At 72.5% G+C, this 20,563-nt stretch carries 15 protein-coding genes and 1 pseudogene; 10 read left to right on the forward strand and 6 right to left on the reverse strand.

What is annotated here, in order from left to right; genetic code table 11:
- Positions 1-9 precede the first annotated feature (9 nt).
- From C1701_RS00915 to C1701_RS00925, 3 genes are read left to right on the forward strand one after another with little or no spacing between them, the layout of a single operon-like run.
- Positions 10-3,162 carry a non-ribosomal peptide synthetase gene (locus C1701_RS00915; RefSeq protein ID WP_103055333.1) on the forward strand — a complete coding sequence of 1,051 codons (3,153 nt, stop codon included), beginning with the start codon at positions 10-12 and terminating at the stop codon, positions 3,160-3,162.
- Positions 3,159-4,334, forward strand: coding sequence for an acyl-CoA dehydrogenase family protein (locus C1701_RS00920; RefSeq protein WP_081715694.1), 1,176 nt, complete (start codon positions 3,159-3,161; stop codon positions 4,332-4,334). Before C1701_RS00915 ends, C1701_RS00920 begins: the two co-directional genes overlap by 4 nt.
- Positions 4,331-5,047 (forward strand): thioesterase II family protein, encoded by a 717-nt coding sequence (locus tag C1701_RS00925; protein ID WP_103055334.1) that lies wholly within the window; start codon positions 4,331-4,333, stop codon positions 5,045-5,047. The genes C1701_RS00920 and C1701_RS00925 overlap by 4 nt, the downstream gene beginning before the upstream one ends.
- 489 nt (positions 5,048-5,536) lie before the next feature.
- Here the strand turns inward: C1701_RS00925 and C1701_RS00930 are convergent, their stop codons facing one another.
- Entirely contained in the window at positions 5,537-6,067 is a 531-nt protein-coding gene (locus tag C1701_RS00930; protein WP_211237612.1) for a helix-turn-helix transcriptional regulator, read from the reverse strand.
- A 17-nt stretch (positions 6,068-6,084) separates the two neighbouring features.
- Complete coding sequence (locus tag C1701_RS00935) at positions 6,085-7,287, reverse strand: metal-dependent hydrolase family protein (protein WP_248783974.1); 1,203 nt, start codon at positions 7,285-7,287, stop codon at positions 6,085-6,087.
- 1,379 nt (positions 7,288-8,666) lie between these two features.
- On the opposite strand from C1701_RS00935, the gene C1701_RS00945 reads away from it, so the two are divergent.
- The 3 genes from C1701_RS00945 to C1701_RS00955 all read left to right on the forward strand — a co-directional run bounded on the left by C1701_RS00945 (position 8,667) and on the right by C1701_RS00955 (position 12,841).
- Positions 8,667-9,776 carry a phenazine antibiotic biosynthesis protein gene (locus tag C1701_RS00945; RefSeq protein ID WP_337662050.1) on the forward strand — a complete coding sequence of 370 codons (1,110 nt, stop codon included), beginning with the start codon at positions 8,667-8,669 and terminating at the stop codon, positions 9,774-9,776.
- Positions 9,777-9,802: 26 nt separating this feature from the next.
- Complete coding sequence (locus C1701_RS00950; protein ID WP_030228359.1) at positions 9,803-11,173, forward strand: aldehyde dehydrogenase family protein; 1,371 nt, start codon at positions 9,803-9,805, stop codon at positions 11,171-11,173.
- A gap of 165 nt (positions 11,174-11,338) precedes the next feature.
- Positions 11,339-12,841, forward strand: a complete 1,503-nt coding sequence (locus tag C1701_RS00955) for an FAD-binding oxidoreductase (protein WP_245588946.1) — start codon at positions 11,339-11,341, stop codon at positions 12,839-12,841.
- 502 nt (positions 12,842-13,343) lie between these two features.
- Here the strand turns inward: C1701_RS00955 and C1701_RS28065 are convergent.
- Both C1701_RS28065 and C1701_RS28070 read right to left on the reverse strand, forming a co-directional pair.
- A complete protein-coding gene (locus C1701_RS28065; protein WP_443098141.1) occupies positions 13,344-13,796 on the reverse strand; it encodes an NADPH-dependent F420 reductase in 453 nt (150 codons plus the stop codon).
- On the reverse strand, positions 13,709-13,999 hold the full coding sequence (locus tag C1701_RS28070; RefSeq protein ID WP_308208835.1) for an NAD(P)-binding domain-containing protein: 291 nt from the start codon (positions 13,997-13,999) through the stop codon (positions 13,709-13,711). Before C1701_RS28070 ends, C1701_RS28065 begins: the two co-directional genes overlap by 88 nt.
- Positions 14,000-14,100: 101 nt before the next feature.
- On the opposite strand from C1701_RS28070, the gene C1701_RS00965 reads away from it, so the two are divergent.
- The 3 genes from C1701_RS00965 (at position 14,101) to C1701_RS27005 (ending at position 16,818) form a co-directional block, all read left to right on the forward strand.
- Complete coding sequence (locus C1701_RS00965; protein ID WP_026420403.1) at positions 14,101-14,484, forward strand: winged helix-turn-helix transcriptional regulator; 384 nt, start codon at positions 14,101-14,103, stop codon at positions 14,482-14,484.
- 570 nt (positions 14,485-15,054) lie between these two features.
- A complete protein-coding gene (locus C1701_RS27000) occupies positions 15,055-15,783 on the forward strand; it encodes an NAD(P)-binding protein (protein ID WP_337662052.1) in 729 nt (242 codons plus the stop codon).
- Between the two features lie 342 nt (positions 15,784-16,125).
- Complete coding sequence (locus C1701_RS27005) at positions 16,126-16,818, forward strand: hypothetical protein (RefSeq protein ID WP_337662053.1); 693 nt, start codon at positions 16,126-16,128, stop codon at positions 16,816-16,818.
- Between the two features lie 168 nt (positions 16,819-16,986).
- Here the strand turns inward: C1701_RS27005 and C1701_RS00975 are convergent.
- A pseudogene (locus C1701_RS00975) lies at positions 16,987-17,919 on the reverse strand (cupin domain-containing protein); the annotation flags it as partial.
- 350 nt (positions 17,920-18,269) lie between these two features.
- Entirely contained in the window at positions 18,270-19,301 is a 1,032-nt protein-coding gene (locus C1701_RS00980) for a helix-turn-helix domain-containing protein (RefSeq protein WP_103055335.1), read from the reverse strand.
- Between the two features lie 57 nt (positions 19,302-19,358).
- Here C1701_RS00980 and C1701_RS00985 point away from each other — a divergent pair, with 57 nt between their 5' ends.
- Entirely contained in the window at positions 19,359-20,291 is a 933-nt protein-coding gene (locus C1701_RS00985; protein WP_337662054.1) for an alpha/beta hydrolase, read from the forward strand.
- Positions 20,292-20,563: the final 272 nt, after the last annotated feature.

A 20,563-nucleotide genomic window follows, 5' to 3' on the forward strand; every position in this document is an offset into this window, starting at 1 on the left:
GGCCGGTCCATGAGCCAGTTGAAAAAGGGCATCGAGGATGTCTACGAACTCACCCCGATCCAGCAGGGCCTGCTGTTCGAACAGCTCGCCAACGGAGACGCCGGCGTCTACATCGAGCAGCTGCTGCTGACCTTCGACGGAACGCTGCACCCCGAGGAGTTCCAACGGGCGTGGCAGATGGTCGTCGACCGCCACCCGATCCTGCGGACCTCCTTCCACTGGCGGCCGGAGGGCCTGCCGCTCCAGGTGGTGCACCAGCACGCCGAGCTGCCACTGGAGGTCCTGGACTGGCGGCACATCCCGGTCGCCGAGCAGAAGGAGAGGATCACCGAGTGGCTGGACCGGGAACGCGTCGAGGGTTTCGACGTGACCCAGGCCCCGGTCATGCGACTCAGCGTCATCCACAGCGAACCCGAGACGTGGATCTTCGCCTGGCGGCTGTCGCACCTGCTGATGGACGGCTGGTCGTTCGGGTTGGCGGTCAGCGACTTCATCGACTGCTACCGGGCCCAGTGCCTGGGGTACGAGCCGGAGCGCCGGCCGATGCGGCCCTACCGCGACTACGTGGCCTGGTGGAGCCAGCGGGACCCGGAGGGCAGCCTGCCGTTCTGGCGTTCGGAGCTGGCGGGGTTCACCCCGCCGGAGCAGCTGCGGATGGGCGGCACTCCCCCGGCTCCCGGGGAACCCAGCCACGGGTTCGTGGAACTGAGCATGGCCGAGCTGGAGGCCGGGCTCCGCGACCTCGGCAGGACGAACCAGCTGACGCTGAACACCCTCGTCCAGGGGGCCTGGCTGGTGGTGTTGTCGCACCACTACGGCACCACCGACGTGGCCTGCGGTTTCACCATGGCGCACCGGCCGGCGGAGCTGCGGGGCAGTGAGAACATCCTCGGGCCGTTGATCTCCACGATGCCGGTGCGGGAACGACTCGAACCGACCCGGGCCGCGCTGTCCTGGCTGCGGGACTTCCAGATCCACATCACGGCGGTGCGGGAGAACACCAGCAGCCCCCTGTTCGAGGTGCAGCGGGTGCTGAACCTGCCGTTGGACGTGCCGCTGCTGGAGAGCAGCGTGTCCTACGAGAACATGCCCATGCCCGACTTCGCGCTCGCCGAGACCGGGATGAAGCTCACCGAGATGCGTTACGACGGGCGGCCGCACTACCCGATCACGATGGTGATCATGCCGGGTGAGGGCATGCCGCTGCGGGTGATCTACGACCGGAGCCGGTTCTCGCCCGAGGCGGCGCACCGGTTCTGCGACCACCTGCGCACCGTCCTCACCCGGCTCGTGGAGTCCCCCGAGCTGACGGTGGGCGAACTGCTGCCGGCCGAGGCCGTCGGGCCGCTGCCCGGTGCGACCGGGGACACGCCCGCCCCGCTGGACGAACGGCCCCTGCACGCCACGTTCTCCGACCTGGCCGCCGCCAACCCCGACGCCGAGGCCGTGGTCTTCGGGGACCGCCGCCTCACCTACGGTCAGCTGGCCGCGCACAGCGACGCCATCGCCGAGGAACTCGTCGAACGCGGGGTGGCGCCCGGGGACCGGGTGGGTCTGTGCCTGGAACGCTCCGACGCCCTGGTCGCCGCGATGATCGGCGTGTTCAAGGCAGGAGCGGCCTACGTCCCCCTCGATCCCGAGTACCCGGCGGAGCGGCTGCTGTCGATGATCGACGACGCCGGCATCACCGCGCTGGTCCGGGGGCCGGACCTCGCCGAGCGGACCGAGGGCTTCACCGGGCCGGTGCTCACGGTGGCCGAGGAGCTGCCCTCGTCCCCCACCGGCCGACCGCTGCCCGAGGTGGGTGCCGACGCGCCCGCCTACGTGCTGTACACCTCGGGCTCCACCGGTCTCCCGAAGGCCGTCGTGGTGACCCACCGCAACGCGCAGAGCCTGCTCGCCGCCGGGCGGGAGCTGTTCGGGTTCGGCGCGGGCGACACGTGGACGTTCAGCCACTCCTTCTCCTTCGACTACTCGGTGTGGGAGATCTGGGGGGCGTTGGGCAACGGCGGCCGGCTGGTCGTCGTCCCGTCCTGGACGGTCCGCTCCCCCGACGAGTTCCACGCCCTCCTCCGGTCGGAGGCGGTCACGGTGTGCAGCCAGACGCCGATCCTGTTCGAGCACTTCGCCGCCGCGGACGAGGCGGCGACGCCGGCGGACGGCGAGCCCGCGCTGGCGCTCCGGCACATCTTCATCGGCGGCGACCGGTTGCACGCGGCGACGGTGCGGCCGTGGTTGGCCCGGCACGGCGACGACGCGCCCCAGCTGCACAACCTCTACGGGGTGACGGAAGCGGCGGTCGTGTCGACCTGCCACCGCCTGACCTCGGAGAACGTCAGCACCGACGCGCCGCTGCCCATCGGTCGCGCCCTGCCCAACCAGCGGGCGTACCTGCTGGACGACCGGGGCCGCCCGGTACCGCCCGGGTCGCGGGGTGAGCTGTGCCTGGCCGGTCCGGCCGTCGCCGCCGGCTACCACGCGCGGGAGGAGTTGACCGCCCGCCGGTTCGGCGTCGAGCCGGTGGCCCCCGCTGAGCGGATGTACCGGACCGGGGACCAGGCCAGGGCGCTGCCGGACGGCACCCTGGAGTACCTGGGCCGGGACGACTCGCAGGTCAAGATCCGGGGCTACCGGGTCGAACTGGGCGAGATCGAGGCGGTGCTCCGCTCGCACCCGTCGGTGGCCTCCTCGGTCGCCGTCGCCCGCGCGGACGCGGGCGGGGAGCGGATCCTGTGCTACGGCGTGCCGGGCGACGGCGACCGCGCACCGGAGTCCGAGGTGCGGGACTTCGCGGCCCGACGGTTGCCGGCGCACATGGTGCCCACCGCGTTCGGTTGGTTGGACGCGTTGCCCACCACGGTGGGCGGCAAGATCGACGTGCGCGCGCTGCCCGAGCTGGAGACCACCGCCGGTGGGGACCGCGGCGAGGCCCCGCGCACCGACCTGGAACGGGAGCTGGCGGAGGTCCTCTCCGGTCTGGTGTCGCTGCCGGCGGTGGGACGGCGGGAGGAGTTCGCCGACCTCGGCCTGCACTCGGCGCACATGATGCGGCTGATGACGACGCTGCGTTCTCGGTGGAACGTGTCCGTCCCGCTGCGGGAGCTGTACGTGTCCAACACCCTGGAGGACCTGGCCAGGCTCGTGGAGAGGGAGCGGGCGTGAGCGCACCGACGGTGACCACGGGCAACGGGGCTGCCCCGCCGCCCCTCACCCGGCTCTCCCCGGAGGACGAGGCGTGGCGGGCCCATGTGCGGGCGTTCGCCGAGGAGCACATCGCCCCCTTGTCCGACCGGATGGACCGGGACGCCACCCTCGACCCGGGGCTGCGGGAGAAGCTGTTCTCCGCCGGTCTGATGGCGGTGGAGGCCCCGGCCCGCTACGGGGGCCGAGGTGGCTCGCTGTTCCAGGTCGTGCTGACGATCGAGGAGGTCGCCCGGGTCGACCCCGGCGTGGCGGTGGGTGTCGACGTGCACAACGCCCTGGTCGTGGCGACCCTGCTCCGGCAGGGCACCGGGGACCAGAAGCGGCGCCGGTTGCCGCTGCTGGCCACCCGCCAGGTGGGGGCGTTCGCGTTGTCCGAGGAGAACGCCGGGTCCGACGCCTTCGCGGGCACGACCACGGCGGTGCCCACCTCCGACGGCGGGTACCGCATCAACGGCCGGAAGCGGTGGACGAGCAACGCCGGCCAGGCCGACGTGTTCCTGGTGTTCGCCAGGACCGAGGGGCACGGTTCCTCGGCGTTCCTGGTGGACCGGACGGCTGAGGGGCTGAGCATCGACCCCCGCACCGAGCAGATGGGGGTGCGGGCGGCTGCCACCGCGGACGTGGTGCTCACCGATGTGCGCGTCCGCCGCCAGGACTGCGTGGGCGGGCCGGGCGGCGGCGAGGGGGTGGCGATCGGCGCGCTCGACATCGGCCGGATCGGCATCGCCGCGCAGATGGTGGGACTGGCCCAGGGCGCCCTGGACGAGGCGGTGGCCTACAGCAGGACCCGGGAGCAGTTCGGGCAGCCGATCGGCTCCTACCAGGGGGTGCGGTTCACCCTGGCCGACATCGCCACCGAGGTCGCGGCCGCGCGAGCCCTGCTCTACGACGTGACCAGGACGGTGGCGGCGGGGACGGACATCGCGGAACGCCTCCGGCTGACCGCGATGGCCAAGTACTTCGCCTCCCAGGTGGCCGAACGGGCCGCCTCCCGGGCCTTGGAGGTGCTCGGCGGCAACGGCTTCACCCGGGAGTACCCGCTGGAGCGGTTCTACCGGGACGTCAAGGCGGGCAAGATCTACGAGGGGACCTCGAACATGCTGCTCCGGAGCATCGCGGGGTCGCTGTGACGACCCGGTTGTACTGCCTGGCCCACGCCGGCGGAGACGCGCGGATGTTCAGGTCGTGGTCGGCGGCGCTGGCCCCGGAGGTGGAGGTGCGCCCGGTGCAGTTGCCCGGGCGCGGTGACCGGCTGCGGGATCCGCTGGTCGACGACCTGTCGACCGTGTTGGACGACGTGCTGTCCTCAGTGGACACCGACGTGCCCTACGCGCTGTTCGGGCACAGCCTGGGCGCGATCCTCGCGTTCGAGGCCGCGGGCAGGCTGCGGGACGCCGGGCTGCCCGGCCCCCGGTGCCTGTTCGTCTCCGGGCACCGCGCCCCGCACCTGCCGTTGCGGGAGGCGGTGATCCACCACCTGCCCGACGACCAGTTCATCGAACGGCTGCGTGAGCTCAACGGCACGCCGCCGGTGGTGTTGGAGAGCCCGGCGTTCCTCCGGGTCCTCCTGCCGGTGCTGCGGGCCGACTTCACCATCTCGGAGACCTACCGCTACCGGGACCGCCCGGCCTTGGACTGCCCGGTCGTCGCGCTGGGCGGGAAGGAGGACCCCGACGTCGATGGCACGGAGCTGGCGGAGTGGCGGCGCCACACCCGAGGGCCGTGTCGCAGGACGATGTTCCCCGGTGGGCACTTCTTCCTGTCCTCGGAACGGGATGCGGTGCTGGCGGTGGTGGCGGCCGAGTTGGGCTCGGTGACCTCGCCGCAGCGGTCGTCCCCCTGAAGCGGGGACGGCGACGGAGGCCGACGGCGACCCCGGTCCGGGGTCCGCCGGTCTCCCCCTGGACGCGCCGACGCCCCGGCGCGAAACACCGACGTCCGTCGGCGGTTCCCGGGCTGTGACCGCCGACGGACGTCCGGTGAGCGGTGGACGGGCGATCCGCCGGTCCACCCGGGCGGGTGGAGCGCCGGAGGTGGGGCGCCCGGCGGAGGGCAGCGGGAACGACCGGCCCGCGCCGAGCGGGACCGGTCCGGGGATCGGGAACGACAGGAGACGTGGGTGCGGGCGGAGGCGGACGACGACGTTGTCGTCCGGTCGGTACCGAGACTGGCCCCCGACGTGCTCCAGGTGACCGGGTGACCGGAGGTGGGACGACCGGCGCACCGCGGGGTGGGGCGGTGCCGGGTTGTCCGGGAGGGAGGTCCTCCCGCCACGGACAACCGGTCCTCAAGGAGGGTGAGGTACTCGGCCCAGCCGCCCAGCCCGCCGCCGTCAGAGCGAGCAGGACCGCGTGCAGGACCGCACCGGTCCGTTGCTGGTGCTCTCGGGCACCAGCCCGTGGTGCATCGCGATCACCACGGCTTCGGTTCTGTCGGCAGCGCCGAGCTTGTGGTAGATCATGTGGAGGTGCGCCTTGACCGTCTGCTCGGTGATGTGCAGGGACCGTCCGATGCGGCGGTTGGAGGAACCCTGCATGAGCAGGTCGAGGACCTGCTGTTGACGTCGGGTGAGTTGGAGTTTGCGCCCGTTCGGCGCCTCCGACGGCGTCTCCCCCGCGTCCCGGTCCGTGGTGGGGGAGGGACGAGGTCGCTCCGGCTGGGCCGCCCCCTCGGGGAGGTCCCGTCCCGCTCCCTCCGGTTCGCGGTAGTCGCGGGGCGTCGGCAGGCTGCTGCGTGCCCGACGGGCGAAGTCCCCGAGTTCCTGTAATCGGGCGAGCACTTCGTGGATCACCGCGAGGGCGGTCTGGACACCGTCCTCGTCTCGTCGTTCGAGCGCTGGTTCTCGTCGCTCGGACGCTGGCATGACATTCGTACGGTCGATCACCGGGTGAGCCGCCCTCCTGTGTGGTTGGGACACTTGACGAGCGTTCCGGCCTTCCAGACGTGGGTCACGGTGTCTGGTCGGGCCAGGACGGAGATGTCCTGGAGCGGGTCGGAGGCCAACGCGATCACGTCGGCGTCGTATCCCTTCGCCAGCTGCCCGGACAGTGGTGCCTGTGGACCGAGCGTGGCGGGGGCGTCGGCCGTGCCGGCGGCGATCGCCTGGAGCGGGCTCAGGCCCGCGGCCACCAGGTAACCGAACTCCTCACCGTTGTGCCCCCAGCCGAACGGTGTCTCGGGCATGCTGGTGCCCAGGTCGGTTCCCATGGCGATGCGGACTCCGGCACCGTGCGCGAGGGCCATCGCGGCCCGGTGCCGTTCCTGGAGTTCGTGCAGCTTCCTGCGGGCGGCGGGCGACACCTGGTCGGCTCTGGAGAGGATCGCCTCGTAGATGGTTCGGGTGGGCACCAGGATCGCCCCGCACTCCCGCATCGCGGCGGCGACCTCCTCGTCGACGTCGGTGCCGTGTTCGATGGTGCGGCAACCAGCCCGCAACGCGGCCATGATCCCGGCCTTGCCGTGGCAGTGCGCCGCGACGACCCGATCGGACCTGGCTGCCTCCTCGACGATCGCCCGGAGCTCGGCGTCGCTGAACTGCTGGTGGGCGGGGTGGTCGAGTTCGCTGAGGACTCCCCCCGACGCGCAGACCTTGATGACCCTGGCGCCGAGCCTCAGTTGGAGCCGGGTGGCGCGCAGGCAGTCGTCGACCCCGTCCGCGACCTGGAGCATCCCGTTCCGCCGTTGCGGGTCCACGACCCAGGCGTGGGGCAGGCCGTGGGCGTCGGAGTGCCCACCGGTGGGGCTGATCACACTGCCGGCGGGGTAGACGGTCGGACCGGGAACGGTGCCCTCGTCGATGACCCTGGCGAGGTAGACCCCGTACCCGCCGACCTCCCGCACGCTGGTGAACCCGGCGTCGAGGGCGAGCTGGGCGTCGCGGACCGATCGCGCGACGGCGACCTCGGCCTGGTTCAGCATCAGTTGTTCGGTGCCGACCGGTCCTCGAAGCCCCGTGAAATGGGTGTGGCAGTCCCAGAGCCCGGGCATGACGACGTCGACCTCGTGGATCTCGTCGTCGGGATTCGGAGGTGGCGCGGCCGCAGCGGAGCCGGAATAGCCAATCCGGTCACCCTCGAACAGCACAACGCCGTTCGGAACAGGTTCGCCTCGCCCTGGAATCAGTAGACCCGCGTGGATGCGGTACACGACAAATCCTTCATCTCAGGCCCCCCGTTGACCATCACTTAACACGATGATATGGTTCCTGATTAAACTGGGACACCCCCAGATCCTCGATCGAATATAACCCAACCGTGACCGTGCGGCAAGGGTCAATGACTGTCGGTCAGTCACCCTGTCCGGTTCCCGGCGGAAATACACTGGTCACATACCTGAATTTCACAACGCCCCACCCCCACCCGGAGTGGACCGCGAACCAGTTCGGGGCGGGCATTCACAGTCTGTCACAGCATCCCGCGTCGCGGGGTTCGCCACCGCTCCACGGGCCGACGGACGGGAAACGACACGATCACGACGATATTGCGCGGGTATCTCACGGAAGCGGAGCGACGAACGGAGGCCACCCACCGGAGGCCACCCGCCGACTCCAGGCCCGCCCCCGTGACCCGCGCCCGTCCCCTGGTGGCCCCGCACCCCGCGCCCGCCGAGCACAGCCCCAGCCGCGCCGTCACCCCGGCGGAACCCGACCGCCACCCCACCTCCGATGCGGCACCCGTTCGCGCTGGTCAGGGCCGGTCGTAGTGGGCCGGTGACCTGGCGTCGAGGCCACGACCAGGGGCACGAGAACCCGGGCCGCACGCCGATCCGAGTTCACGGCGGCCGCGCGGCCCGCCCGCCGGTCAGGAACCGCCGCCCGTGCGGGCGCACCACCCCGAACCCCGGCGCCAGATCCCGAACCACCCGCCAAGCGGAACCGGGGAACGCCGCTGACACCGGTCCGTTCCACTCCCGTCGGAAATGGAGCGGACCGACCGCGACACCGAGCGAACCGGACGTTCCGGGACGGAACACCGCCCCCGGCCGGGACGCACCGTCGCCACCGACCCGGCCAACACCTTTTCCCGCCAGCGGAAATAGAGCGGTGTCCGAGTCCGACCCGACCCGGTGGCTCCCGTTTCCCGAGTTCCCGAAAGAACCTCCCGTCGTCCTGACGAGTTCCCGGCCACCGTTCCACACGGTCAGCCGCGCGCCACCCCGGGCCCAACGATCACTGGGCCAGGTGACCCAGTACGCGCGCCACCCGATGGAAGCGGGAATTCCCCTTGCCAGGCGCGCCCCGGACGGCCACCCGAAACGACCGCACCCGTCACCCGTACGGCGGTTCCGCGCCGAATTCCCCGCCAGAACTCCCCCACGCGTACTACACCGTTCTGCGCCTCGCGGATTCCAGACAGGGCATCGCCGTTTCGGTAAAGTCTCCGGTGCCGCCGCCGGGACATCCGACTTTTCCCGCAGCTGGTTCCTCTTCTCCTGATCAGCACGAGCCGGCAAGGAGACGTACGTTGACGACACCTGCCCCATCACCGCTGGACACTCCGTGGCAGACACCGCCGGACGCGCAGGACCTGGTGCGGGAGGCGGTCGAGTGGCACTTCAACCCGAAAACCGGGTCCCGGTTCTGGCTCGAGCGGGCCAGGACACTGGACTTCAACCCGCTGACCGACGTCCACACGGTCGAGGACCTGACGCTGTTCCCGAACGTCGTCGACGAGCTGCGGCACATCCCCGTGGAGGACATGGTCCCCCAGGGTTACGCCTCGATCGCGGGAATCACCGCGCGCCCCCTCGTGGGTGAGAGCGGGGGCACCACCGGACGTCCCAAGCGGATCTACAGCCTCCCCGACGTCCTGAACTCCTCCTGGCGCTGGTACTGGTCGCGGTTGCGGGAACACGACATGCCCACCGGCCGGAACTGGCTCGGCGTGGTCCCGATGGGGCCGCACATGATCGGCACCCTGACACAGGACGCGGCGGCCGAGTTCGGCGGTATCTACTTCCCCCTCGACCTGGACCCCCGCTGGGCCAAGCGCTGCGTGGCGTCGGGGTCGGCCGAGGCGGTGAAGGGGTACGTGAACCACCTGGTGGACCAGGTCGAGTGGATCCTCACCACCCAGGACATCGGGCTGATCGCCGCGACCCCACCCCTGCTGCAGGCCATCTGCACCAGGGAACACCTGGTCGACATCATCAACGAGCGGGTCCACACCATCACCTGGAGCGGCGCGTCGATGGACGCCGACACCGCGGAGCTGATGGCCACCGAGGTGTTCCCCGAGGTCAACATCATCGGGATCTACGGCAGCGCGATGATCTTCTGCGGCATCCCGCAGCGGCCAGGCGGCGGACGCACCGACCCGGCGATCTTCGACCCGCCCTCGCCGTTCTCGATGTTCGGCCTCATCGACCCGGAGACCGGCGGCAGCGTGCCCTACGGGGAACGGGGCCAACTGGTCTCCCACCACATGACCAGGAACCTGTTCCTGCCGAACAACCTGGAACGGGACACCGCCATCCGCCACGAGCACGGCCTGGGCTACGCCGGCGACGCCCTCTCCGAGGTGCGGCCCGTCGAGGAGTTCGGTTCGGCGAAGGTGATCGAGGGGGTCTACTGACAGTGCCCACCGCATCCCCTGCCCTGATGGAACTGGCCGCGCTCGGGCCACGCGGCCCCTACGTGTCCCGCAACCGCGAGCTGGTCGCCGACGTGCGCGGCGGTCCACTCGCCGAACTCAGCCTGGTCCCCGCGCTGTTCGTCCAACGCGCGATGCGGACGCTGTCGAAGGCGGAGAGCCCGGGTGAGTCCGACCGCGAGGCGGCGCTCACCCAGGCCGGTCCGCTGTTCAGCACGGGGGTCGTGGGCGGGGTGAGCGCCGAGGAGTACCACCGGGCGGTCGCCGCCGCCTCGGGAATGCCGATCACCTTCGTGCGCACCGCGTCCCAGGGGGTGGGCGACTACGCGGCGGCCGCGTTCGACGCCGCGCGGATGGCCCGCCCCGTCGGCGCGGTGAGCGGATGGCGGGCCCCGGCGGCCCGATCCGGGGCGGCGGTGTGGGTGCGACGGGGTGACGTGCTCGCCGTGCACGCCCCGGCCAACACGCCCGCCGTGCACAGCGCGTGGCTCGACGCCCTGGCGTTGGGCTACCGGGTGGCGGTACGACCGTCCCGCCGGGAGCCGTTCACGCCGCACCGACTGGTGACCGCGCTGCGGGAGAGCGGGTTCGGACCGGACCAGCTCCTGTTGTTGCCGACCGACCACGCCGCCGCGGACGGCATCATCGCCGAGGCGGACGTCGCCCTCGCCTTCGGCGGGGACGCCGTGGTCGGCAAGTACGGCGCCGGCCCCATGGTGCTCCCCCAGGGCCCCGGGCGGTCGAAGATCCTGCTGACCAGCGGCGCCGACGTCGACCGCCACCTGGACACCGTCGTCGAGTCGGTCGCCGACCAGGCGGGCACCGGGTGCGTCAACGCGACGGCGGTGTTCGTCGAAGGAGACCCGGCGCCGGTGGCCGAGGCGATCGCCGCCCGGTTGGCCGACGCGCCCGCCCTGCCCCCCGAGGACGAGCGGGCGGTGCTCCCGGTGCGCGCGGAGTCCGATGCCAGGGACATCGACGAGTTCCTGCGTTCCCGCCGGGGCGACGCGCGTTCCCTGCTGGGGGACACGGTGGTGGCCCCGCTCGGGGACGGCTCCGCCGCGCTGCGTCCCGCCGTGTTCCTGGTGGACCGGGCGGACGCGCCGCAGGCCAGGATCGAACTCGGTTTCCCCTGCGTGTGGGTGGCGCCGTGGACGAGGCAGGACGGGATCGCCCCGCTCCGGGACACGCTGGTGCTGACCGTGCTCGGGGACGACGAGGCGCTGGTGGACCGGTTGGTGGCGGAGCCCAGCATCCGCAACGTGCACGTGGGCGACCACCCGACCACCTGGAGTCGACCGGGGGTTCCCCACGACGGCTACCTCGGGGAGTTCCTGATGCGGGCCAAGACGGTCATCCGGGACGATCCCGGGCGGTAGGGACGTCGCGGGGCCGGCGTCACCGTCGCCGCCCGGCCCCCGCGACGCCGGCCGCCTCCGCCGGTGGTGGGCTCGGACGCGGCCGCCACCGAACTCGTCCGCGTCCCGCCCAGGCCGGCGCGGGCGTTCGTGCGCTGGAACCCGTCGACTGGAAGGTGCCCGATCGTGTCAACCCGAGCGGCTGTGACCGTGAAACCGGACGATCACCGCTACGACCTGCTCGCCCGGGCCGACAACTACCGGTTCGTCGCCCAACCCGAGTACTTCCGGTTGCCCTACTCCACGGCCCAGGTCGTCGAAGCGGTGTCGGAGGCGGTCGCGGCGGGCAAGCGCCTCACCGTGCGCTCCGGTGGGCACTGCGGGGAGGCGTTCGTCGCCTCCCCCGACGTCGACGTCATCGTGGACCTGTCCTCGATGTCCCACGTGGGCTACGACGAGGAACGTGGTGCCTTCGAGGTGGAGGCCGGTGCCACGGTCGGCCAGATCTACCGGGTGCTGTACAAGAACTACGGGGTGACGTTCCCCGGCGGTTTCTGCATGGGGGTCGGGGCGGGCGGCCACATCTCCGGTGGGGGCTACGGGCCGCTCTCGCGCCTGCTGGGCCTGACCGTGGACTACCTGCACGCGGTGGAGGTGGTGGTCGTCGACGCCGAGGGCGTGGTGTCCACCGTGGTGGCGACCCGGGAGGAGGACGACCCGAACCGGGACCTGTGGTGGGCCCACACCGGCGGCGGGGGCGGGAACTTCGGGGTGATCACGCGCTACTGGCTGCGGTCGCCGGATGCGGTGGGCGACGCCCCCGAGGAGGCGCTGCCCCGCCCCCCTGCCTCGTTCCACGTCGCGCGGGTGAGCTGGTCGTGGGCCGAGCTGACGGAGGCCGACTACGTCCGGCTGGTGAGCAACTTCCTGGACTGGCAGCTGCGGAACTGCACGGTCGACTCCCCCAACATCGGGCTCTACGCCCTGCTGGAGTGCTTCCACCGGTCGGCCGGGCACCTGGCGATGCACGCCCAGATCCCGGTGGACGTCCCCGACGCCGAGGAGCGGATGTCGTGGTTCCTCGCCGAGCTGAACGAGGGGGTCGCGGTGGCCCCGTCGGTGACCCGCCGGCGGTTGCCGTGGTTGGCGACCAGCCAGCTGTTGGCGATCCCCGACGTCGGGCCGGGTGCGATCGGGGTGCGGCGGAAGGTCAAGTCCGCCGACCTGCGCGGCGCGCACACCCGTGAGCAGCTCGCGGCCGCGTACCGCCACCTGTCCAGGGCCGACTACCACTGCCCCAGCGCCGCGATGGAGTACATCGCCTACGGCGGGCGGGTGAACACCGTCGACCCGGCGGCGACGGCGGTTCCCCGCGGGGCGTCGTTGAAGACCTTCTACATGGTGGCGTGGACCGATCCGGCTGAGGACGAGGAGCACCTGCGCTGGATCCGGGAGATCTACCGGGACATCCACTCCGCCACAGGTGGTGTTCCCACCCCCGACGAGGTCAACACGGGCGCCTACATCAACTACCCCGACATCGACCTGGCCGACCCCGAGTGGAACACCTCCGGTGTCCCCTGGCACACGATCTACTACGGGGACAACTACCCGAGGCTCCAGGAGATCAAGTCGAGGTGGGACCCGCGCAACGTGTTCCGGCACGCCTTCTCGATCCGTCCTCGGTGAACCTCGACGAACGCGGAGCGCCGCACCCCGGGTGGGTCGGGGCGCGCGCTCGCCCCGGGGGCGCCGCGCGGAAGGGCGTCACACCGCTGGGGCGTCGTGGGCCCCGGGCGCGCGATGGTCGTCGCCGGTCCGGGGGAGGCGACGCCGCGAAGGGCAGGTGCGTCGCGCGCGGCAGGCGCTGGGCCTCACCCGGGGCTCGGGCCGTGGCACCTCCGGGTGGGTCGAGCCGCTGAGCGTCGGTTTCCGGGCGGGAGGGGCGTCGGCAGGGGTCTCGGGCACCTCGACGGGCCCCGTGGTGTTCGGCCGTGGAGCGGGCCGCTGCTCCGGTGATCGTCCCCGGTGGGGCACGGTGCCCGGTCCGGCGGAGCCGCCCCCGCCCGGGCTCGGCGGGGGCGCTCGTCGACGGGCCCGCCCCCGGGGCAAGCCACCACGTGCGGCCCGGCGCGTCCCAGGGGTCGTCCGGGGTGGGAGGCCCGAGATGGGTTCCCCGTCTCGTCCGTCGTCAGGCTGGCAGGCTCGGCAACGCCGAGCGGGGGTCGGTTCCGGAGAGCGCCAGGCTGGTGGCGAAACCGGCGATCTCCTCCAGCTGCCTGGCCCGGTCGAGCCGTCCCAGCGCGGCGGGCACCCCACCCAGGTCACGCACGAGGGAGGCGACGCGCTCCACCGCGACCGGGTCGTCGCCGCACATCGCGACCGCTGGCGCCGCGCCGCCGTCGCGCGCCACTGGCCACCGCGAGGCCGGGAACAGGTGGAACGCCTTGACCAACCGCGCCCCCGGGGCAAGTGCCGCCAGCCGGCCGGCTCCCGACTCGCCCGGCTCGACGAGCAGGGCCCCGGTGGTGAAGTCGACCGGGTTGGTCGGGTCGATCACCGTCGTTCCCGCCAGTGTTCCGGTCGGCCCGCCCACCTCGCGCACCACGTCGGCCGCACCGGCCCAGGGCACCGCGAGCAGCACGACTTCCTGCCCGGTGACCGCCTCGCGCTGACTGGCCGCCCGTGCCGTCCCGCCGAGGCCGTGGGCGAGCCGCCGAGGCCGTGGGCGAGCCGCCGAGCCCTGTCCCTCGACCTCCCTCCGACCACGACCTCGTGCCCGGCCCGCACCCAACCCGCGCCCAGCGCCGACGCCATCGTGCCGGTGCCCAGGATCCCGATCCTCATCGCTCCACTCCGATCTCCGCCGTGTCCTCGGTAGTACGGGATGGACGGTAGGGATCGCGACGCGCACCGATCGGTAGGAGACCAGGGGCGAGAATGGTCCGATGACACGCGCGGACCAGTCGCACTGCGTCGAGCTGAAGGCCGACTGCCGGGTTCGGGCCGCCACCGACCTGTTCACCCACCGCTGGGACCCGGTGGTGCTGGTCGCGCTGGGTGAGGGCGCCCAGCGGCGGCGGGACCTGCGGTGGGCGATCGGCGGGCTGAGCGACAAGGTGCTGACCGAGTCGCTGCGCAGGCTCGTCCGCCAGGGACTGGTCGGACGCCGTTCCCTCCCGGCGGCGCCGCCACACGTCGAGTACCGGTTGACCGCGCTCGGGGAAAGCCTGGTGCGCGGTCCGCTGAGGGCGCTGGCGCGGTGGATCGACGAGCACGGGGACGAACTCCTCGCCGCCGAGGAGCACGCCGACCGCGTCGACCTCCCCTGAGCCTTCGGGCAGGACCGCGTGAGGCACCGTGGTCGGTGACGAGCTCGGTCGAACGCACGCCCGCCCGGCGGTGGGTGGTCCGGGGTCGAGCGGCGGTCCTGGAATTCCGCCGTTCCCACCGTGAAAGGGAAACCACACCAGCCCCACGCCGAACTCGATTTCCGGTCGAGAGCAGTGGGGCCGCACGGAACGGGCCCACGGTTCCTCCACACCATTGTCGGCACCCCGCACCCCGTTTGTCCCGCTCACCGGCGGTACCGGAAATATTCCGGCGGAACCGGCACCTCCGGAATGGGGGACCACCGCTCGCCCTCGGGGCGAGCGCCACCGGGACCGGGGAGCGCCTACCCGGCTAGCCTCGGTGGGACCGGACGGCCTACACCCGCTCCGACCAGGTCATCAATGGGCGATCCGCCGTTCCCGTCCCCTTGCGGGGACGGGCCGCACGCGGGTGTTCGGGTGTCACCGTCAACAGCCGTCCGCGCCAGGGGAACACCAGGGCACACCGACATTCCTCGTTCGTCGACGTCGGATTTCCGTGCCCGGTTCACGACGAGGACGGGTTGAACGATGACCGGACCAACATCCTCCCCCACGGGGAGCAGCGAAAAGCGCGCGACGGAAACGGATCCCGCCCGGCTCCGGGAACGTTATCGCGTCGAGCGCGACCGCCGACTGCGCGCCGCCGGCAGAACGTACGTCTCACCGACAGGTCCCCTCGCGCACCACGCCGCCGACCCGCACGCCGATCCGGCGTTCCACCGGCCGCCGCTGCGGGACGAGGTCGACACCCTGATCGTGGGCGGTGGGTTCGGCGGTCTGCTCCTCGCCGCCCGCCTCCGGGAACGCGGTGCGCGGCGCATCCGGATCGTCGACCGCGCCGCCGACTTCGGGGGGACCTGGTACTGGAACCGGTACCCGGGAGCGCAGTGCGACGTCGAGTCCTACGTCTACCTCCCGTTGTTGGAGGAGACCGGCCGGTTGCCCAGCGAGAAGTACTGCGGTGGCGAGGAGATCCTCGAGCACGCCCGGGCGATCGGTCGGCGGTTCGACCTGTACCGCGACGCCTGCTTCCAGACGGAGGTCACGGAGCTGCGCTGGGACGAGGAGGAACGGCGGTGGACGGTGCTGACCGACCGGGACGACGTGGTTCGGGCCCGGTACGTGGCGGTGGCGACCGGACCGTTCCGCGAGCTCCGGCTCCCCTCGATCCCGGGCCTGTCCACGTTCCGGGGTCGGGTGTTCCACACCGCCCGGTGGGACTACGCCTACACCGCGGCGGGCCGTCCACGGCGATGACCCGGCTGGCTGACAAGCGGGTCGCGGTGGTGGGAACGGGTGCCACCGGCATCCAGTGCATCCCCCCGTTGGGGCGGGACGCCGGTCACCTGTACGTGTTCCAGCGGACGCCGGCGGCGGTCGACAGCCGGGGGAACCGTCCCACCTCCCCGGAGTGGGCGGGCGCGCTGGCCCTCGGTTGGCAGCGTCGCCGGCAGGAGAACTTCACCGCCGTGGTGTGCGGCGTGGACCAGGACGAGGACCTGGTGGCCGATGGGTGGACGGAGCTGTTCCGGTCGTTGCGGGTGCCCCTCCCCGGGTTGGCCCCACGGCTCGGAACCCGAGGGGGACGCGGCGGAGCGCATGGAACTGGAGGACTTCCGGCGGATGAACCACCTCCGGTCCCGGGTGGAACGCTGTGTCCGCGACCCGGAGACGGCCGAGGCCCTGAAACCCTGGTACCGGCAGTTCTGCAAGCGACCCGGTTTCAGCGATGACTACCTGGCCACCTTCAACCGTCCGACGGTCACCCTGGTGGACACCCGGGGGCGGGGCGTGGAACGGGCGACGGAGCACGGCCTCGTCAGCGGCGGCGTCGAGTACGCCGTGGACTGCGTCGTGCTGGCGACCGGGTTCAGCGAGGGCACGCCCTACGAACCGGGTTTCGGCGGTTGGATCCGAGGTCGGCACGGCGTGCGGTTGTCCGAGCACTGGCGGAACGGTGTCCGCACCCTGCACGGCCTCTACAGCCACGGCTTCCCGAACTGCTTCCTCCTCGGCCCCTCCCAGAACGGCATGTCGATCAACTTCTCGCACAGCCTGGACGAGCAGGCCCGGCACCTGGCCGCCGTGATCGACGCCGCCGAGCGGAGCGGGGCGTGGTACGTCGAACCCACGGCGGAGGCGGAGGTGGCCTGGGTGGAGGAGGTGCGCCGTTCCGGTTCGATGGACCAGGAGTACCTGCTGGCCTGCACCCCGGTTCCTACAACGGGGAGGGCCGGCCCGTCGACCGCCCCGACACCTACGGCGGGCACGCCGTCCAGTTCCACGGGGTGATGCGGCGGTGGCGGTTCACGGGCGGGATGACCGACGTGCTCCGGGCCCCGGTCCGCGCGGTACCCGTGCCTCGCCACGACTGACGGTGCCGACGGGAGAGGCGAGGCCCTCCCCGCCTCCTGGTGGCGACCCGACCGGTGCGCCCGCCGGCACCGGCGGGGAGGCGGTGGCCACCGCGCGGCGGTAGGCGGTGGGGCTGCACCCGCGGAGCCTGGTGAACGCGACGCTGAGCGCGAAGGCGTCCGCGTAGCCGACCCGGCGGGCGATGGTCGCCACCGTCGACTCCGTCTCCCGCAGCAGGTCCGCCGCCAGGCACACCCGCCACTCCGCGAGGTACCTCATCGGTGGTTCTCCCACGCCGGCGGTGAACCGGCGGGCGAACGCGGCCCGGGAGAGGCCGCAGGCGTGGGCGAGCGTGGCGACCGTCCATGGGGCGGCCGGGTTCTCGTGCAGCAGCCGCAGCGCGCGGCCGACCACGGGGTCGGCGGCCGCCCGGTACCAGTGCGGGGCCTGGTCGGGGTGGGAGTCGAACCAGGCGCGGAGCGTCGAGACGAGCAGCAGGTCCAGGAGGCGGTCGAGCACCACCTGGTGCCCGGGCAGGGTAGTGACGATCTCCTCGGAGACCAGGTCGAGCACCGGGCAGTGGCGGTCCTCGTCGCGGGTGACGAGGACGGGGGGCAGCGCGCGCAGCAGTCGGTCGCTGACCCCGGTGCGCCCGTCGTAGACCCCGGTGAGCAGCTGGGTGGAGCCGCCGGGGTCGACCGAGCAGGTTCGGGTGGCGGCCGGGGCGTCGGTGTCGAACGGGGTGCCATCCGCCCACCGGCATTCGACGTCGCCGACCACCACCAGGCGCGGTGGGGTGTCCGGTGGGTCGGACACGGTGTACGAGGCGGGGCCGGTGAGGACGGCGATGTCGCCCGGCGCCAGCGGGATCGGTGCCCCGCCGACCGGGGTGATCCACCCCGATCCGTCCAGCAGGGTCACCAGGGACAGCGGAGCCTCGGTGTCGAAACGCACCGACCACGGCGGGTCCAGCACCGCGCGGGCCAGCAGGGCACCGTGCGCCCGCACCGAGGACAGCAGTTCCGCGAGGATGTCCACCCGCACCAGAGTAGACGCTCAGGCATCGGCTGGGACCAGATGACCGATGGACGTCCTGTCGCATGGGTGAGGGGCGGAGAGCGAGTGCGTGCCCGCGTCGAATGCGGGCACGCCGCACGCGTGTTCCTGGGGAGCCGCGCGGACGGCGGACCGGGCCGGGCCAGCAGCGCCCCCTCGACCGGACGGGCCGGCTGGCTCGGGACAGGTCCAGGGCGGGGACACCGCGTCGGGCGTGGCCGGCGGGGTGGGCGCCCCGAGGAGGGAGGGCCGCTGGCTTCGGCCGACGTGTTCCACCCCCGGTCGCCCGTGCCCGCGATGCCCACGGCTCCGGCGGCGGGAGAGACGGCTCCTCACCCGTCGAGCAGTCGCAGCGCGATGAGGGCCAGCCTGGCCCGCAGCACTCCGGCGGGCTCGGTGAGATCAACGCCCAGGATGCCGCCGATCTGGTCGAGCCGGCGGGCGACGCTGCTGTGGTGCAGGTGGAGGTGGTGGGCCGCGCGACGGAGAGAACCGCTGGCGCAGTAGGCCTCCAGCGTCTCCAGATCCTCGGGACGGGCCGCCAACCGGGCGACCGCCGCCACGTCGACGTTGTCCCGCAGGGCCTCGTCGGGAAGCTGGGCGAACAGTGCCAACGCCCCCAGGTCGTCGTGGTGGACGACGGGGTGAGCGTGAGTGGTGTAGCGGAGGGCGGTGCGCGCCCACCGCCAGGACTGGTCGAGGTTCGCGGCGGCGGCGATGCCCGCGCGGACACCCGCCGGGAACCGGGCGCGGTCCACGGTCGTGGCCAGGAGGACGCCCACGTCACCGAGCGTCGCCGCGCGCACCAGCCGGCCCGGGCATACGAGCGCGCTGATCTGGTCGAGCGGCAGTGACGACCTGACGGCGATCACGTGAATCGGCGGGGCGCCACCGAACCCCATGAGCCGCAACGCCCTGGCCCTGCCCGCCTCATCGCAGCCGGAGCTGATCGCGAGCTCGACGAGGGCGGGGTCGGCCATCGTCGTCCTGGCTGGCTCGTACCGCTCGACGACGGCCGACACCGCGATCGCGAACCGCTCCAGCAGGGCGTCGTCCAGTGGGCCGGGAGCGCCGGTCCGTTCCAACCACACCACTCCGATCTCCTCGTCATCGAGGGTGATCGGCACCGTGGTGGACGCCGGTGTCGGGTCGGAGGCCGACCGGCCGTCGGGGGCGACGCGAACCGTCCGACCCGTGCCGTGCAGCCGGATGCCCGCCACGCATTCGGCCAGGCCGGCCGAGGCCCGCGCGAGCGCGGGCAGGTCGACCCTCCGGCGGATCAGCGTGTCGTAGAACATCACGACCCGGATCGCGCCCTCAGCCCGGGAGTCCAGTCGCGACAGCCGTTCGGCCAGTGCCTCCATGCCGGAAGGGTAGCGACGATCGTCGCGTGATCGGCGAGGATGCGCGACGGTCGGCGGGTGATCGTGACGGCGTCGATCCCGAGAATGGTCGCCGTGAACCCGGAACTGGAAGCATTCATCCCGCTCCTCCCGCGCCTCGACGTCACCGATGTGGCCGCCGCGCGCAGGACCTACGCCGAGCTGGCCGCCGCGAAACCGGCGGCGGACACCAGCCGCATGGTCATCGAGGACCTGACCGTGCCCGGTGACCCGGGGGTGCCGGTGCGGATCTACCGACCGCACCAGGCCCAGGGTGTCGTCCTCTGGCTGCACGGCGGCGGCTGGATGATGGGCGGCCTGGACTCCGACCAGCCTTTCGCGAGTCGGCTCGCGGAGGGCTCCGGTGCGGTGGTGATCTCGGTGGACTACCGGCTCGCTCCCGAGCACCCCTTCCCCGCCGCCCTCGACGACGTCCACACCGTGCTGACCTGGGCGGCCGAGCATGCCGCCGAGCGGGGCTTCGACGCGGACCGCATCGCGGTCGGCGGGCACAGCGCCGGCGGGAACCTCGCCGCGGGGGTCGCGTTGCGGGCGCGGGACGAGCAGGGGCCGCCGATCCGCCTCCAACTGCTCAACGAGGCCGCCCTCGACGACCGGCAGCTGACGTGGTCGCAGCGGAACTTCACCGACACTCCGTGGGCGACCCGGGACTCCGTGGGGCGCCAGTGGCGGCACTACCTGGGGACCTCGGTCCCCTCCCCCTACTTCGCCCCGGCGCGGGCCACCGACCTGTCCGGGCTGCCTCCCGCCCACATCACGGCCGCCGAGTTCTGCCCCAACCGTGACGAGGACATCGACTACGCGACGCGGCTCCTGCGGGCGAACGTCCCGGTCGAGCTGCACCAGTGGCCTGGCACCTTCCACGGCTCGCAGGCGATCCTGTCGGCCGAGATCTCGCAGCGGCAGATCGCCGAGATCTGCGGGGCCCTGCGTCGCGCCCTGACCGCATGAACGGCTCGTGCCGCACCCGACCGTCGCCGCTCCCCCACGCGCCCGCCGGTCAGCAACGGGTGAACACCGAGGTGGCAGGGCCACCGTCGGCCCTGGGGGTCGCGCCGGCCGTCAGCGTCGGAGCGGGGATCGCCGCCGAGCACCGGGCCGGCGATCGGTGCGGGTGTCACCGCGCTGATCGCGACGCCGCGGCGGAGGACACCGTGGACGTCCGGGACCGGTGCGCCACCCGAGGTTCCCGGCGGGGACGGCATCGGCCGGCCGGGGAGACC

This window comes from Actinoalloteichus sp. AHMU CJ021, from assembly GCF_002895405.1.
In the GTDB taxonomy this organism is placed as follows: Bacteria; Actinomycetota; Actinomycetes; order Mycobacteriales; family Pseudonocardiaceae; genus Actinoalloteichus_B; species Actinoalloteichus_B caeruleus.

Coding starts and splice junctions, on each gene's coding strand:
- C1701_RS27000 (WP_337662052.1), top strand. CDS start 15,055: ATGACCGGACCAACATCCTCCCCCACGGGGAGCAGCGAAAAGCGCGCG.
- C1701_RS00930 (WP_211237612.1), bottom strand. CDS start 6,067: ATGCCAGCGTCCGAGCGACGAGAACCAGCGCTCGAACGACGAGACGAG.
- C1701_RS28070 (WP_308208835.1), bottom strand. CDS start 13,999: ATGAGGATCGGGATCCTGGGCACCGGCACGATGGCGTCGGCGCTGGGC.
- C1701_RS27005 (WP_337662053.1), top strand. CDS start 16,126: ATGGAACTGGAGGACTTCCGGCGGATGAACCACCTCCGGTCCCGGGTG.
- C1701_RS00965 (WP_026420403.1), top strand. CDS start 14,101: ATGACACGCGCGGACCAGTCGCACTGCGTCGAGCTGAAGGCCGACTGC.
- C1701_RS00950 (WP_030228359.1), top strand. CDS start 9,803: ATGGAACTGGCCGCGCTCGGGCCACGCGGCCCCTACGTGTCCCGCAAC.
- C1701_RS00915 (WP_103055333.1), top strand. CDS start 10: ATGAGCCAGTTGAAAAAGGGCATCGAGGATGTCTACGAACTCACCCCG.
- C1701_RS00980 (WP_103055335.1), bottom strand. CDS start 19,301: ATGGAGGCACTGGCCGAACGGCTGTCGCGACTGGACTCCCGGGCTGAG.